The following is a 14,835-nucleotide window of genomic DNA, read 5'->3' as shown; positions in this document are numbered from 1 at the left end:
CTTGACCCGAGGACGCGATCAAGGAGATCCGTCCCGATGAGATCGGAAATCATGAACAACACTTCCTTTTCAGCAGGAGCGATGCTCCTCGCCGGCGTGCTGGTTGCCGGCTCCGCCACCGTGACCCTTGCAGCCTCCCAGGACTACGAATTCCAGCCTGTCTCGACCGACGTGAAACAAGGTCAGGGATCACTGGTCTCCATCCGCCTGGTCGACAAGCGGACAGGCAAGCCCGTCGCCGACGCCGTCATCTTCACCACCCGCATGGACATGGCGCCGGAGGGCATGGAGATGATGACCACCCCGGTGGAGGCGGCAACCTCGACGGAACCCGGCGTCTACGCCTTCAAGACCGACTTCACCATGGCGGGCGGCTGGCGCTTCAAGCTTGCCGCTAAGGTCCAGGGCGAGCCGGACACCGTCCAGGGCGAACTTGTCCTGAAGGCGGCTCCGTGAACACGCCATCGCGTGTGGCAGCCACGCTCTCCCTCGCCATATTGCTCGGCGGGGGAGGCTATTGGGCTGGCACGAACAATCTTGGCGCACGGTTCGGCCTTCATGTCGTCGAAGCGGCGCTCGCCACGCCCGCGGCTTCAAAGCCGGCTCCGACCGGAGCGATCATCTACTACCGTCATCCGGACGGCCTTCCGCAATTCTCGGCGACGCCGAAGAATGCCGAGGATAGCCGGCCGTTCGTTGCCGTGCATGCGAGTGAGGATCTAAGCTTCGCCGACGCCGCAACACCAAGGCCGGTGGAAATGGAAACGGCCATGACATCGTCGTCCGCCGCCCCGGCGAAGGGAAAGCTGCTTTACTACCGCAACCCGATGGGCCTGCCCGACACTTCGAAGGTGCCGAAGAAGGACTCGATGGGCATGGACTACATCCCGGTCTACGAGGGTGATCAAGGCGACGCCTCGACGGTCAAGGTGTCGCTCGGCAAGCTGCAGCGCACGGGCGTGAAGACGGCGACCGCCGAGATGGCAAGCATCAGCCGGAAAATCCAGGTGCCGGGCACCGTCAGCTTGGACGAGCGTCTTGTCAGCCTCATCTCGATGCGAACGGACTCCTTCGTCGACGACGTCGCCAACGTCACGACGGGCGACCACATCAGCAAGAGCGAGAAACTCTTCCGCTTCTATTCAAGGGAGATCGCCACTGCGGCGTCGGAATATGCCGCCGGCAGGAGCGATACGCGTGGCAACGGCGATGCCGGATCGGCGCTGCGGCTGAAGAACCTCGGCGTACCGCAGGAGGTCATCGACAATATTGCAAATACCCGTCAGGTGCCGCCGAGCATCAGCTATGTCGCCCCCCGCGACGGCGTCGTCCTCGAACGCATGGCGACGACCGGCATGATGGCCAAGCCCGGCGACGTGCTGTTCCGCATCGCCGATATCTCCAACGTCTGGGTGATCGCCGACGTGCCGGAATACGATCTCGCCTCGGTCCGCAACGGGGCCGAAGTCAACGTCACTGTTCGCAGCCTTCCCGGCAAAACATTCAAGGGCGTAATCGACCTGATCTATCCACAGGTCGACATGCAGACGCGGACGACCAAGGTCCGCATCGAACTGCCCAATCCGGACGGGGTGCTTTTGGCCAACATGTATGCCGACGTCGGCATTGAGGCAGGCGCGCCGGATCCGGTCGTCGCCGTCCCGAACAGCGCCATCATCGATACGGGCGACCGTCAGGTCGTCTTCATCGACAAGGGCGACGGGCAGTTCGAGCCGAAGGACGTCAAGCTCGGGGTTCGCGGCCAGGATCAGACGGAAATCACCAAAGGCATCGCCGCCGGCGATCAGGTGGTGGTTGCCGCCAACTTCCTGCTCGATGCCGAAAGCAACCTGAACTCGGCGCTGAGCGCCATGACCGAGGAGGCCAAACCATGATCTCCCGCCTCATCTCGTGGTCGGCCCATAACTTGGTGCTGATCTTCGTCGGCGCGGCACTTGCCGTCGCCGGTGGTGTCTACGCGCTGCGGTCCCTGCCGCTCGATGCCATTCCCGATCTCTCCGACATCCAGGTCATCGTTTATACTGAATATCCCGGCCAAGCCCCGCAGGTGGTCGAGGACCAGGTGACGTATCCGCTAACCACCTCGATGCTCACTGTGCCGAAGTCGAAGGTCGTGCGCGGCTTCTCCTTCTTCGGTGTCTCCTTCGTCTACGTCATCTTCGACGATGGCACCGATCCCTATTGGGCGCGGAGCCGCGTGCTGGAATACCTGAACGCCGCGCAGAGCCGTCTTCCGCAGGGCGTCACGCCGACGCTCGGCCCCGATGCAACGGGCGTCGGCTGGGTCTATCAGTATGCGGTCGTCGCCAAGCAACTGTCGCTCGCGGAATTGCGGTCGCTGCAGGACTGGGTCGTCCGCTTTGCCGTCTCGAAGTCCGAAGGCGTGTCGGAAGTCGCGAGCGTCGGCGGCTTCGTCAAGCAGTATTCGATCGTTGTCGATCCGGCCCGGCTGAAGGCGCAGGGCGTCACGCTCAACGACGTCACCAATGCGGTGAGGGCCAGCAACACGGACGTCGGCGGCCGTACCGTCGAACTGTCGGAGTTCGAGTTCATGGTGCGCGGGCGCGGCTATCTGAAAGGCATCCCCGACATCGAGAGCATCGTCCTGAAAAGCCAGAACGGCGTGCCGCTCAAGCTGAGCGATGTCGCCAGGGTGGAGCTCGTGCCGGACGAACGGCGCGGTATCACCGAACTGAACGGCGACGGCGAGGTCACAAGCGGCATTGTGCTGCAACGGTTCGGTGCCAACGCGCTGACGGTCATCGACAACGCCAAGAAGAGCCTGGATCAGGTCAAGAGCAGTCTTCCTGCCGGTACCGAGATCGTTCCCGTCTACGACCGCTCGACGCTGATCGAGGCGGCGATCGAAACGCTGAAAGGCACGCTGGTCGAGGAATCCATCGTCGTCGCCCTGGTGACCATCGCCTTCCTTCTGCACGTCCGCAGCGCGCTCGTTGCCATCATCATGCTTCCTGTGGGCATACTGATTGCCTTCATAGCCATGAAGCTGCTCGGGATTGGTGCGAACATTATGAGCCTCGGCGGTATCGCCATCGCCATCGGGGCAATGATCGACGCAGCGATCGTTATGATCGAGAACGCCCACAAGCATCTGGAACGGGCACCGCCCGACAAGCCGCGCATCGACATCCTGGTCGAAGCGGCAACCGAGGTCGGCCCAGCGCTCTTCTTCAGCCTGCTGATCATCACCGTGTCGTTCCTGCCGATTTTCACGCTGGAATCCCAGGAGGGCCGTCTGTTCGGCCCGCTCGCCTTCACCAAGACTTTCTCGATGGCGGCGGCGGCGCTACTGTCGGTGACGCTGGTGCCCGCCCTGATGATCCTCTTCGTTCGGGGATACATCGTTCCGGAACACAAGAACCCGTTGAACAGATTTCTCATCTGGATCTACCGTCCGGTCATCGCCGGCGTCCTGAAGGCGAAATCACTGACGATCTTGGCCGCTATCGCGATCCTGGCGGTGACCGTATGGCCGGTCCAGCATATCGGCAGCGAGTTCATGCCCAATCTCGATGAGGGCACGCTGATGTACATGCCCACGACCCTGCCCGGCATCTCCGTCACCAAGGCGGCGGAATTGATGCAGACGCAGGATCGGATCATCAAGTCCTTCCCGGAAGTCCAAAGCGTCTTCGGCAAGGCAGGACGCGCGCTGACCGCCACCGACCCGGCGCCGACGGAGATGTTCGAAACGATCATCACGTTGAAGCCCAAATCCGAGTGGCGGCCTGGCGTGACGACCGACAGCCTGAAGCAGGAAATGGACGCCGCCTTGCAGTTTCCGGGCGTCTCCAACGCCTGGACGATGCCGATCCGCGCCCGCATCGACATGCTATCGACCGGGATCAGAACGCCCGTCGGCGTCAAGGTCTACGGCACCGATCTCGGCGAGATGGAGAAGATTGCCCGCCAAATTGAGGGCGTGCTGAAGACGGTTCCCGGAACGTCGAGCGCCTATGCGGAACGGGTGATCGGCGGCTATTATCTGGACATCGTTCCCGATCGAACAGCACTCGGGCGCTATGGGCTGACGATCAAGGACGTCCAAGACGTGGTCGGCATGGCGCTCGGCTCCGAGGTCGTCACTTCGACCGTCGAAGGTCGGGAACGCTACGGAGTCGCCATCCGATATCCGCGATCGTCGCGAAGTGATCCGCAATCCATTGCCAGGGATGTGCAGATTTCCCTTCCAGGAGGCGGCACCGTTCCGCTTGGCGAGGTGGCGGACGTCAAGCTGACCCGCGGGGCCACGACCATCCGCACTGAGAACGGCCAGCTCGCTGTCTACATCTACGTTGACATCGCCAACCGGGACCTGGGCGGCTATGTCAGCGAAGCGCAGCAGGCCGTCGCGAAGAGCGTGAAGATGCCGCCAGGTTATTCCGTCGCCTGGAGCGGCCAGTTCGAATATCTCGAACGGGCCGAGGCGCGGCTCGCGATCGTCGTCCCCTTGACGCTGGCGCTGATCTTCCTGCTGCTCTACCTGAACTTCAAGAGGCTGACGGAAACCCTGATCGTCATGCTGTCCCTGCCGTTCGCGCTCGTCGGCGGCATCTGGCTGATGTGGTGGCTGGGCTTCAACGCCTCGGTTGCCGTCACCGTCGGATTCATCGCGCTTGCCGGTGTCGCCGCGGAGACAGGGGTGATCATGCTGATCTATCTCGACCACGCGATGAAGGAACAGCGAGAGAGATGCGCGGCGGAAGGGCGTCCGTTCACCAGGCTTGATCTCAACAAGGCAATCATGGTTGGCGCGGTCGAGCGCGTGCGGCCGAAGATGATGACGGTCGTCGCCATTATGGCTGGTCTCGTGCCGATCCTGTGGCGAACCGGCACGGGATCGGAGATCATGCAGCGCATCGCCGTGCCGATGATCGGCGGCATGGTGTCGTCGACGCTTCTGACGCTGATCGTCATCCCGGCGGTCTACGGGTTGGTCAAGGGGTGGCAACTGCCGTCGGCATCGCTGTCCGATGCGCCCGTCGAAGATAGCGAAGACGGCCTCCAGGCGGCCGAGTAATGAAAGGAGGATGCGACGATGAACGGTATGATGGGCGGCACCATGATGTGGGGTACGGGCCTCGCGGGTCTTCTCGCGCTCGTCGTGGTCGTCCTCGTGATCGCAGCGCTGATCAAATCTCTGTTCTTCGGCTGACGTCTTCGCCCGCGTCGTGGACAGTCGCTCCACGACGCGGGTATTCGACTGAGGCCAAACTCCGTCCTGGCTTTCGTTGCCGTGGGGATGAGCCTATTGGTGGCTTAGGCAACCGACATGTCGATGGAAAATGGCGATGGCCTCCGACATGAGTGCTTCGATGCATGACGGCTGTTCGGATCGCTGGCGAGCTCGCGCTGCGGAGATTTCGAGTGTGGGGAGTGTTGTAACCCCCCGTTTTAGTTACGCCGCTTCCCAGACCTGGTTCAGAATCTTCGCGGCCAATGCCGCCTTGTCCTGCGGCAGGAAGCGGCCGTAGTGCTGCTGCACAACATCCGGAGTATCCTGGATAGTGTAGCTTGCCTGTTCATAAGATCCGGTCTGCTTGAGGATATGGGTCGCCAGAATATCTCGGACATTGTGCGGCCCATGCGGCAGCAAGCCCTTGATCGCGCCGCGGCCGGTGTAGGGATTATAGATCCCATATCGCTGGATGACGGTCCTCCAGGCTTCGTAGAATTTGGTGGAGTCGTAGGCCGCGTCGATGCTGGTCGTCTTCACCGTTTTCACGAACAGTGTGCCGGGATCCTTAGCATTGCCGAGCAACACACCGCGATGCCGATCGATATAGGACTCCAGGTATTTATAGAGATCGAGCAGATCGGGAAGGATCAGCCGGAACGGCTTTTGTCCGAAGAAGGACGAGCCGGAATTCTTGAAGGCGACTGATGGGATGAGCACTTCCCAACCATGTTCGCGCTCGCTCCAGCGCAACTCGCCACATTTCATGTCCTCGAGCCTGCGCTCCGATGTCGGAAAATGACCGCGTGGGCAAAGGCGGAGCTGGCGGAGGTTCTTTTGGCGTAGTCCAAGATGGAGTCCGAGCCGAAGCATCAGGAAGGAACGGACGGCTTCAGCGGCCGGTCGCGGATAGCGGTCTTCGTCTGGCATGCGCTTCAGGATCTCATCGGTGATCTTGCGATATTCTGCGAGCGGGCTGTCCGCTTCGAGGATCACCATGATCGGCTCGAACGGATCGCGATGCACCCGCATTACCCTCTGGACTTCCTTGGACCGATTGGCGGCATGCCGATGAAAGGCATCACAGGCGCCGTGCCAATCGCGCGAAGCGAATTCAATTTCCTCTGGCGCGATCAGACCCTCGATCGGACTGACGTTCTTCAGGAGCTCGGGATGCTGCCGAATCCACCCCACCTCCGAGCGGGTGAGAGCTTGCGCCACCATCAGCATATCCTCTTCCCACTTGGTATAGAATCCGCGGCGTTGCTCGCGCCATTGCAGATACCAGTCCCAGACGCCAGGGAAGATCAGCAGGCCAAAGGTCAGTTGGCTGAGCGGAACGCCGCGACCCTTCACCACGCCTGCGGGGGAAGCGGCGAGCGCACCGAACATCAGCCCGAGATGTTCAATCTTTTGCGATGCGGTTTCCTCGCCCCATACGCCGTTTCGCTGAAAGCCGATCGCCGTTAGCGTCGAAGTCTTGAAGCGGACGAGGTCTGCCATTTCCATTGCCAGCCGTGGCGGCGCGTCGACCACGCCGGATAGCAGGTCAGGGTCTTCGAGATCTTCCGCAGTATCGTGGTTGGCGCCAGCTGCCTGCGTAAGTAACCGAGGTGATAAAGAGCCTCCGCCATACGTGACGCCAGGGAAGCGAATGGCATAACGCTGCTTGCTGGCTGCGGCCTGGTAGCGACGATAATCGGTGGTGCCCGAGATGATGGTTCGCCGCACCCAGTCCAAGATTTCTTCACGTTTGGAGAATGGGAGGCTGCTGAAATCGTCCGGCAAGTGCGGCGCGATCCTTCGCCGTTCAGCGGGACTGATATCGCCCATGTCGTGCCAGTGGAGCGAGCGGGGTTGATGCGGAAGTTTGTCTTTGAGATAGCCCGCCGGCAGGCGGTAGCGGCGTTCGATGCGTGAGAGGATCTCGAAACTGGCGATCGATCTTGGTATGCGTTCACCCTGGACCCAGGACAACAGAGTCTTGTCGTCGAGGCTCTCGCCGAGACGGATGATCGCGCGGTAGAGTTGCCGATAGCTGTCGCCAAACCGGCGCATGTGATAAATCAGGGCGTCCTGGAAGCTGACGGGATCCTCTGCGGCTTCGAAAAGCGGTTCGGGAAACTCTTGGATCGAATTCGGTTGCGGCCCTGGCGGTGCTGAAGCGGCATGTGTCGGAGCATCGTCGCTGGCCATCAGTCGGGGCTTGCGGTGGGTCGGTCTTGTCGTTGATGATGCACGCTTGGTAGGCTGATCTGTTCCGGCATCCCGCTTTGAAGGTCGTCCGTCTTCGGCCGCGGCAGGCGCGCCAAGCCACCGGATAATAGCATCGAGGCCAGGTCGGAGCTGCCTCCGCAACTCGGCCGTCATCTCGTCTTCTATGCCGCAGGCTTCGCCAATCGTCGTCCAGTCGATGCGACTGTTTAATAGCGGCGGCGGCTTGCGATAGATGATCAGGCTGATGAGGTAGGGCCTGACGTTCTCGACAACCCGCTTTGATGCGATCGGCGCAATTCGCACCTCGCAGAATTCCGAGATTTTTCGTTGAAAATGGCGTGATGAAGTATCTTGTTTTGGCATGCTCGCTTTCCGTAGCTCTCGACACCAATGCCGAGGGCGAGCGGAAATAGGAGCGGACATTTAACAAAAGATGTATCGGGTAGCTTGAATAGCCAAATAGCAGAGGACTATCGCGACGATCCCAGTGAAGTGCTCCTGGACTGGCCATTTGTCGCGGCTCGCCATCATCGGAGCGCAACGGGTGGGAAAGCGACGCAAAGCTCCTGTTTGGTCACCGGCTCCGCCGCAGATGAATGCAGAGGCTTGATGAAGCAGACTGGTCCACCGCAACGTGCTGGAGTTTCTGTGAGCTTCATGCTACATAAACTATTATTTTGTAGTGTGAAGGTAACAAATGCCCACTCCTCATCAACCACCGGCAGCCGTGCGGCGCGCTTTGCGGAAGCTCGGCGCGGACATCCATGATGCTCGCCGGCGCCGTAAGTTGCCGATGGCTGTCGTGGCGGAACGAGCCTTTACCTCTCGCTCGACTCTGCAAAAGATCGAGGCTGGCGATACGAATGTCAGCATCGGTATCTACGCGGGAGTCCTTCAGGCTTTGGGTCTGCTCGACGGGCTGAGCCAGGTTGCTGACATCAGCAACGACAGTGTAGGCCAGGCGCTTGCCAGTGCTGATCTGCCGAAGCGCGTGCACCTGAAGCGGGCATCGGGATCCTCTCGGAATGGCTGATTTCGAAGTTCATATCGACCTTGCTGGAGGCACGCGCCGGATTGGCTTGGCAAGAAGCAATCGTATCCGAGGCTCAGAGACCATACTGTTTGAGTATGACGATATCTGGCTGAAGGATCCTGATCGTTTCTCGCTGGAACCTGCTCTTGCATTGACCCGCGGGGCCTTCGCTCCGCCGGCAGGGTCGGCAATGTTCGGGTCGATCGGCGACTCGGCTCCGGATACCTGGGGCCGGCGTCTGATGCAACGTGCCGAACGTCGGAGCGCGGAGCGTGACGCCCGAGCCGTTCGCACGCTGACCGAAAGCGACTACTTGCTGGGTGTCGCCGACGAGACCCGGCTAGGCGCGCTTCGGTTCCGGTGGGTTGGGGAGGATGTCTTCCAGGCTCCAATCCAGACTGGTGTTCCAGCCGTCATCGAACTCGGTCGGCTCTTGCAGATAACCGAACGCATTCTGCGTGACGAGGAAACAGACGAAGACCTCCAACTCATTTTTGCTCCAGGCTCATCGCTGGGCGGCGCCAGGCCGAAGGCATCTGTCATTGATCAATACGGCCATCTTTCCATTGCCAAGTTTCCGAAAGAGACCGACGAATACAGCATGGAGACCTGGGAGGAGATCGCACTTAGACTCGCCGACCAAGCCGGTATCGCGACCCCACAACACCAACTCATCGAAGTGGCCGGCAAAGCCGTCATGTTGTCTCGTCGCTTCGACCGCAACGGCGCCGTCCGCATTCCATTTCTGTCAGCGATGGCGATGATGGGCGCCAGGGATGGCGAGCGCGGCAGCTATCCGGAGATTGTCGATGCTCTCGCTGAGCACGGCGCGCAGGGGAAGACGGATGCGCACGCTCTCTACCGGCGCGTGGTCTTCAACGTGCTGATCTCCAATGTCGACGATCACCTGCGCAATCACGGATTCCTGTGGTCGGGCAAGGCGGGGTGGTCCTTGTCGCCGGCCTACGATCTTAATCCAGTCCCGATCGATCTCAAGGCCCGGGTATTGACCACCAATATAGATCTCGATGAGGGCACCTGCTCCCTCGATCTTCTGGAAGCTGCATCGGAATATTTTGCGCTCACGCTCGCCCAGGCGCGCGCCATTATCAAGGAGGTCGCGACCGTCACCGCAACCTGGCGTAATGCTGCAAAGGCAATTGGAGCGCGGGGCAGCGAGATCAATCGTATGGCCAGCGCCTTCGAGCATGACGATCTTAAGCGAGCGCTTGCCATTTGATGGAGATAGTCTTGGAAAGATTTATCCACCGGAACAGAAACCCGCGATGACTACGTATTAAGTATTACACGGATATAGATATAACCTGCCGAGGCATAATACATCGATAAGCGATGGTTATCGATGGTAGATATTGCAACCGCTGCCAATACCATGTGAGGAACTGTATTATTATAGAGTTCCTTTAGAAAATCGTTTACCATGATTTCAATGGCTTACGATCTCGCGAAAATCAGCATGACAACTCTGATGCGGCCGGCTTTCGACGCCGGTTCCGCGCTTACCCGTCTCGACGAGCGCATCGCCCGCTCGCCGGTCGGCGAAGGCTGGATCGAGCGAACCCAATTCACCGACGCTTGCGCCTCGTTGTGGATCGACGGCGAACTCGTCCATCTCGAAGACCTTGTCCTCCACGACGCCACGCGGGATATTCGCACGCCAACCCATGAGCTGACCATCGCCCGCGACGTCCTGCGCACCCGTCGACGGATCGTCGCGCAATCGCCGGATTGGGCACTATCGACAGAGGGTACCCGAACTTTACGACAGACGTCGGACATCCATCCGGTCAGCGCTGAGGCGGTGGAGCCGGCCGGCGTCATTCGGCCCGCGGTCGTTATCGATCTCCGGAAGGGGATGGGGATGATGGTGATGACGGGGGAGAATCTACCCGGCATCGACTATGCCGCCATCGATGCAGTGCTGGCCCGCTCCGACGCCGCCATCGCGCAAGCAAGGAAGCCCGGCCGGGCTCCGGCCGATCCGCTGGTCTATGATCTCGACTGGAACGAGGACGAGCGGCTGGAGGAATGGCGCGGCGTGCTGCGGCAGGCCGAACATCTGCCGGCGGTGCTGCAGGCCGTCGATGCCTGGAACGACCTTTCCGTCCTGCAGCATGCGCCCTGGCTCGGCCGGCTGTTGGCCGCCTCGATCCCGCGCCAGGCCGGCATCACGTCAGGCGCCCATCTCGCAGCGATCAATCTTGGCCTCAAAACCATTCCCGTCGATCGGCGCCGGCATCGCGATCGCGAGACCCGGCTGCTGGCCATCGCCCACGGATTTTTGGCGGCCGCCGAGATCGGCATGAGAGAGCATGACCGGCTGACGCTGGCAAAGACGTCGATGGACCGAAAACTTGAAGGACGGCGAACCTCCTCGAAATTGCCGGAGCTGGCCGAGCTGGTGATGGCAAAGCCGCTGGTGTCGGCCGGGATGGTGGCGAAGACGCTGGACGTCACGCCACAGGCGGCGCGGCGGATCGTCTTGGAGCTGGGCCTGCGGGAGATGACCGGGAGGGGGAGGTTTCGAGCGTGGGGAATAGTATAACGCGAAAGGTGCCCTCTCACAGTTGAGTGGATTTCTCGGTTTCGGTCTGATTATTTTTTCGCTAAGAGCGGCGGTCGATCATAAACAGGTAACGGGTATGGCTCTTCATAAGGACGAAGTCCTAAACTCTCTCGCAGCAACGGCGAACGTGGCTCAGTTCGTGAGTTTTCGTCCGTCAACCAAAGGTGTGACCGCGCAGAGTTACTGCCGAGTCGCGGGATACCCGGAAAATCACCAGTTTGGTGATGTTAGAGCAGCGGTGGCGGCCCTGTTGGCTGCTAGCTCCGATCGCATGGTCAACGTCAGAAGCTATGAGCCAAACAGTCCTCGAAGCCGGGAGTTCGTCTATGGCCTCGAAACGATAGATGCTGTGCTCGAAACCATTGCCCGTTTATCGGATGAGAGCCTGCACCTGATTGTGAATGAAACTATCGACATTCATGATGGCGGCGTTTCGGGCGTGCTTCAGGGACAGTTGATCGAATTTGCGCCTGACGACACTCCGAGATGTGTTGAAAAGCCTGGGATTGCTTCGCTTCCGCTGCATCTGGGCTCGCGGATACTGCAAACTGTTTATGGATTTTCTCCTGATCTGAACTTTCCGCCGAACGCCCGCGTGGAATTTAGCATTCATCCTAGGGCGAGAGGGTATCATCAACGGCACACGATCGTCTGGGAGTTTGAACCAGACGTGTCGGATTTTTTGCCGGCTGCAGTCCACTGGCCAAACCGTTTCAGCCAACATCTAGGTGATAAGGTCTACGGTCTTCTCGTGGCCGACAGCTTGGGCCTTCCTGTTCCGAGAACGACGGTCATCGCGCGACGGACAGCGCCCTTTACCTTTGGCCGCGAGACTGGGTCCGCTGAGGTCTGGACGCGGACCTCTCCCCGGGAACCGCAGCCCGGTCTCTACACGACAGTGAAAGGTTGGATAGATCCATTTGCGCTTCTCAGCAAAGAGGATCCGGATGGACAAAATCTGCGGTCAGTATTGTGCCAAGCCGCTGTGCGAGCAAAGTTCTCAGGTGCTGCAGTCGCAGGTTCAAGGGGGCATGTCATCATCGAGGGCCGACGTGGCGAGGGTGACCTTTTCATGCTCGGCCACCAACCTCCGGAAAGCCTGCCTTCATTCGTCATTGAAAACGTCCAGGCGACTTACAAGGTCTTGTCAAACCGGCTTGGTCCGGTTCGATTTGAGTGGGTGCATGATGGCGATATCGTCTGGATCGTGCAGCTCCATTGCGGAGCAACAGGTTCCGAGGCTGATGTGGTCGTTCCTGGCGACGCCGCGTCCTGGATTGAGTTCGATGTGACCGAAGGGCTTGATGCCCTTCGGAAGGCGTTAATGTCAATTGGAGACGATCAGGGGCTCCTGATCGTCGGAGAGGTGGGTCTCACAAGCCACGTCGCGGATCTGCTTAGAAAGGCGAAGCGGCCAGCACGCCTCAAGGCAAAATCGGTTGATCAAGGATGATCATCCGCCGTGGAACGATCGCTTCGCCAAATCTCTTCGAGGATTTCGTTGCCTGCCACCCTATGAACAGCGAGGACGTACTTCGCTACGTCAGGAACCGAATAATCGACAACAAGTTCAACAACGTTATCTTCTTTCCGGCGCTGCTTTGAACGATCCTTGTAAGGGAAATCCTCTATTCGCCTGAATGTTTGAAACCCCCTTGGCTGCGGGTTGAACAGCGTCGAGCCGCTGTTCAACGTGCTGAGCCAGATTCTATCTCTGTGCGCCGCAATCAATTCAGCCGAGTCGATCGTCAAAACAGTCTGGGGTTGGTTTCGGTAGGCCTTTGCCTTGAGTAATCTCCAGATCCGAGAGGCTGATAGCCAGAAGAAGCTCCGCGAGTTTAGTATTTCGTACCAATCTTTTGGAGATAACCCGTCTTGGAGGCATTTTTCTAACAGATGGTCTCGCATTGGCTTTTGGTCACGAATGACCGCGCCAAGCAAGGGTTCGCTTTTCAACGGCACAGATTCGGGGCGACGCCTAGATTCTAGCGCAAAGCGTTCGTCCCCGGTAACCTTGTAGAGATCAAGCAAAGCGCTTGCGCTAAGCAGGCCGTGCTGCTGAATTGCGGGCCAAGCACCATCGTGAGCCATGTGATAGAGTCGCGGATAATTCGCGACCAATTCTTCTTCAGTCATTCCACTTCCTTCGGTCAATTAGTCCGTCCCGTCCGAATCCTTTCGACACGAGAGAGACCGGCACGCCGCAGACTCGCTCGATGTCCTTGATGAAATCACGCGACGTAGAGTTCAACTGATCAAACCTCGATACCGCCTCATTATCCGTGCCAAGATAGTCGACAAAGGTCAAAGCGATATCGGTGGCTCCGTTCCAGTAAGTGGATCGACGGATCTGCTCCCAGTCGAACTCAGCCATTCTTCGCTGCGTCCCCGACACACTACCGATCTCTGTTTTACTGATTCGCTCCACTGGAAGTCCGGAACGACGGGCGATTTCTTCAAAACTCACTGCTACACCCATGGGGCCGGAGGTGCCACCAACCCGGATGGGATATGTTCTGGCTACGACGATCACCTTCCTTAGCCGTGTGTATGGTATGCCTGCGTCGGAGAGGCAGCCGGCAGCTGACGTTTCCCGCGAAGTAACATAGGGATAGGTTCCGTGGTGAATACTGAGGTCGGTGCCTTGAGTGCCCTCAAGCATGACCTTCTTGCCGGTGGAAAGAGCGATTTCGATCTTGTCCCGGACGTCACCGATATATTTCTTCAATCGTGGCACATCTCTGGCCAACCTCACCTTGGGGCCCCAACCTAAGTCACCGTCACGCCCCATAATCTTCCGAGCGGCGGCAGCTCCGACACCCTGCTTGGTGGATGAAATTCCTCCGAGCAACTTCTTTTCTTGAGCTATATCTTTCGCATCGATGATCATGGCTTGCGCATCGATCACCAACCCCTTCTCCTTGAGCCACGGATGAGCATCCAACTCCTTAAAAAGCTGCTTCAGGGAAATGGTTGATCCGGCGGCAATAAAAATTTCTGCGTTTCGGTTTGATCCGGTCCCCGAGGGAAGTTGGCGGTAGGTGTATTCAGGATCTTGGACCTTATGGCCTGCGTTCGGACCGCCCACTCTCACAAGAATTTCGTATTCCTTGGCCAGCAAGGCGCAGATATTCCCTTTACCTTCACTACCCCACTGGCCACCGACGAAAAGGTCGACATATGATAACGGAGCTTCCACAGATAAACGGCCGGCTGCCGCGAAGGTAACGCATGATTTCACGTCAGACTTTTCCGTGGCCACAACGACGTCGGCTATCGATGCTAGACGTTCGACCTCAGCTTCGGTCTGATCGGCTATTGCCTCCTCATAGGTAGACGCTTCGCGCAAGTGAGCGGGCCGTTCTTCAAACCGCTCCTTGAGGACTTCTCGCGGGGCTGTAAGATGTATGTGATGAACGTTTTCCCGCCCGAAACGTTCTCTCAAAAACTCCACTTGGCCAGGGATTCGAACTGAATCAATGAGGAGGTAGCTTTTGTCCGAAGGAAGGTTAGCCTCAGCCGCTGCTTCGGAGACCCAGGCGCCACCAGTATCGCGATCCAGCTGGGCTCCGGCCGCCTGCAGTGATTTCCGCTTGTTCGGAACTTGCTTAGCTTTAAGGATGTATTTTCGAGTGGAAACCTTTTCGCAGGGGTAGCGCCGCATCAATTCATCTGAAAATGCTGTTTTGCCCACCGCAATCGGGCCAGAAAGAACGACTATCTTTTTCAACACTTGCTCCTACCCAAACAGTGCATAACAATCACTCATAGGTAGCAGTG

Annotated in this window: 10 protein-coding genes; 7 read left to right on the top strand and 3 right to left on the bottom strand. The window is 59.0% G+C overall.

Annotated features, from left to right (window positions below):
- The first annotated feature begins 36 nt into the window (after window positions 1–36).
- The 3 genes from RRH01S_RS28575 to RRH01S_RS28565 are packed head-to-tail and all read left to right on the top strand — an operon-like array spanning window position 37 to window position 5,062.
- Window positions 37–456, top strand: a complete 420-nt coding sequence (locus RRH01S_RS28575; protein WP_174010468.1) for a FixH family protein — start codon at window positions 37–39, stop codon at window positions 454–456.
- Window positions 453–1,895 (top strand): efflux RND transporter periplasmic adaptor subunit, encoded by a 1,443-nt coding sequence (locus tag RRH01S_RS28570; RefSeq protein WP_234711773.1) that lies wholly within the window; start codon window positions 453–455, stop codon window positions 1,893–1,895. The genes RRH01S_RS28575 and RRH01S_RS28570 overlap by 4 nt, the downstream gene beginning before the upstream one ends.
- The gene (locus RRH01S_RS28565) at window positions 1,892–5,062 is read left to right on the top strand and encodes an efflux RND transporter permease subunit (RefSeq protein ID WP_042476178.1); all 3,171 of its coding nucleotides are present in this window, start codon (window positions 1,892–1,894) and stop codon (window positions 5,060–5,062) included. The genes RRH01S_RS28570 and RRH01S_RS28565 overlap by 4 nt, the downstream gene beginning before the upstream one ends.
- 378 nt (window positions 5,063–5,440) lie before the next feature.
- Here the strand turns inward: RRH01S_RS28565 and RRH01S_RS28560 are convergent, their stop codons facing one another.
- Window positions 5,441–7,798: a hypothetical protein gene (locus RRH01S_RS28560; RefSeq protein WP_042476175.1), complete on the bottom strand. Its 2,358-nt coding sequence runs from the start codon at window positions 7,796–7,798 to the stop codon at window positions 5,441–5,443.
- A 334-nt stretch (window positions 7,799–8,132) separates the two neighbouring features.
- Between RRH01S_RS28560 and RRH01S_RS28555 the strand changes: the two genes are divergently transcribed.
- From RRH01S_RS28555 to RRH01S_RS28540, 4 genes are all read left to right on the top strand, one after another.
- Window positions 8,133–8,468 (top strand): helix-turn-helix domain-containing protein, encoded by a 336-nt coding sequence (locus RRH01S_RS28555; protein ID WP_042476173.1) that lies wholly within the window; start codon window positions 8,133–8,135, stop codon window positions 8,466–8,468.
- Window positions 8,461–9,708 carry a type II toxin-antitoxin system HipA family toxin gene (locus tag RRH01S_RS28550; protein ID WP_042476169.1) on the top strand — a complete coding sequence of 416 codons (1,248 nt, stop codon included), beginning with the start codon at window positions 8,461–8,463 and terminating at the stop codon, window positions 9,706–9,708. Before RRH01S_RS28555 ends, RRH01S_RS28550 begins: the two co-directional genes overlap by 8 nt.
- A gap of 201 nt (window positions 9,709–9,909) precedes the next feature.
- Window positions 9,910–11,034 (top strand): RHE_PE00001 family protein, encoded by a 1,125-nt coding sequence (locus RRH01S_RS28545; RefSeq protein ID WP_042476166.1) that lies wholly within the window; start codon window positions 9,910–9,912, stop codon window positions 11,032–11,034.
- Between the two features lie 22 nt (window positions 11,035–11,056).
- Window positions 11,057–12,508 (top strand): hypothetical protein, encoded by a 1,452-nt coding sequence (locus RRH01S_RS28540; protein WP_042476163.1) that lies wholly within the window; start codon window positions 11,057–11,059, stop codon window positions 12,506–12,508.
- On the opposite strand, the gene RRH01S_RS28535 is transcribed toward RRH01S_RS28540, so the two are convergent.
- Together RRH01S_RS28535 and RRH01S_RS28530 are read right to left on the bottom strand one after the other, a co-directional pair.
- Window positions 12,499–13,191 (bottom strand): DUF7002 family protein, encoded by a 693-nt coding sequence (locus RRH01S_RS28535; protein WP_042476160.1) that lies wholly within the window; start codon window positions 13,189–13,191, stop codon window positions 12,499–12,501. The genes RRH01S_RS28540 and RRH01S_RS28535 overlap by 10 nt on opposite strands.
- Window positions 13,184–14,785: an adenylosuccinate synthetase gene (locus RRH01S_RS28530; protein WP_042476157.1), complete on the bottom strand. Its 1,602-nt coding sequence runs from the start codon at window positions 14,783–14,785 to the stop codon at window positions 13,184–13,186. Before RRH01S_RS28530 ends, RRH01S_RS28535 begins: the two co-directional genes overlap by 8 nt.
- Window positions 14,786–14,835 lie beyond the last annotated feature (50 nt).

The organism is Rhizobium rhizogenes NBRC 13257, assembly GCF_000696095.1.
In the GTDB taxonomy this organism is placed as follows: Bacteria; Pseudomonadota; Alphaproteobacteria; order Rhizobiales; family Rhizobiaceae; genus Rhizobium; species Rhizobium rhizogenes.
This window is presented reverse-complemented; position numbering and strand designations above follow the sequence as displayed.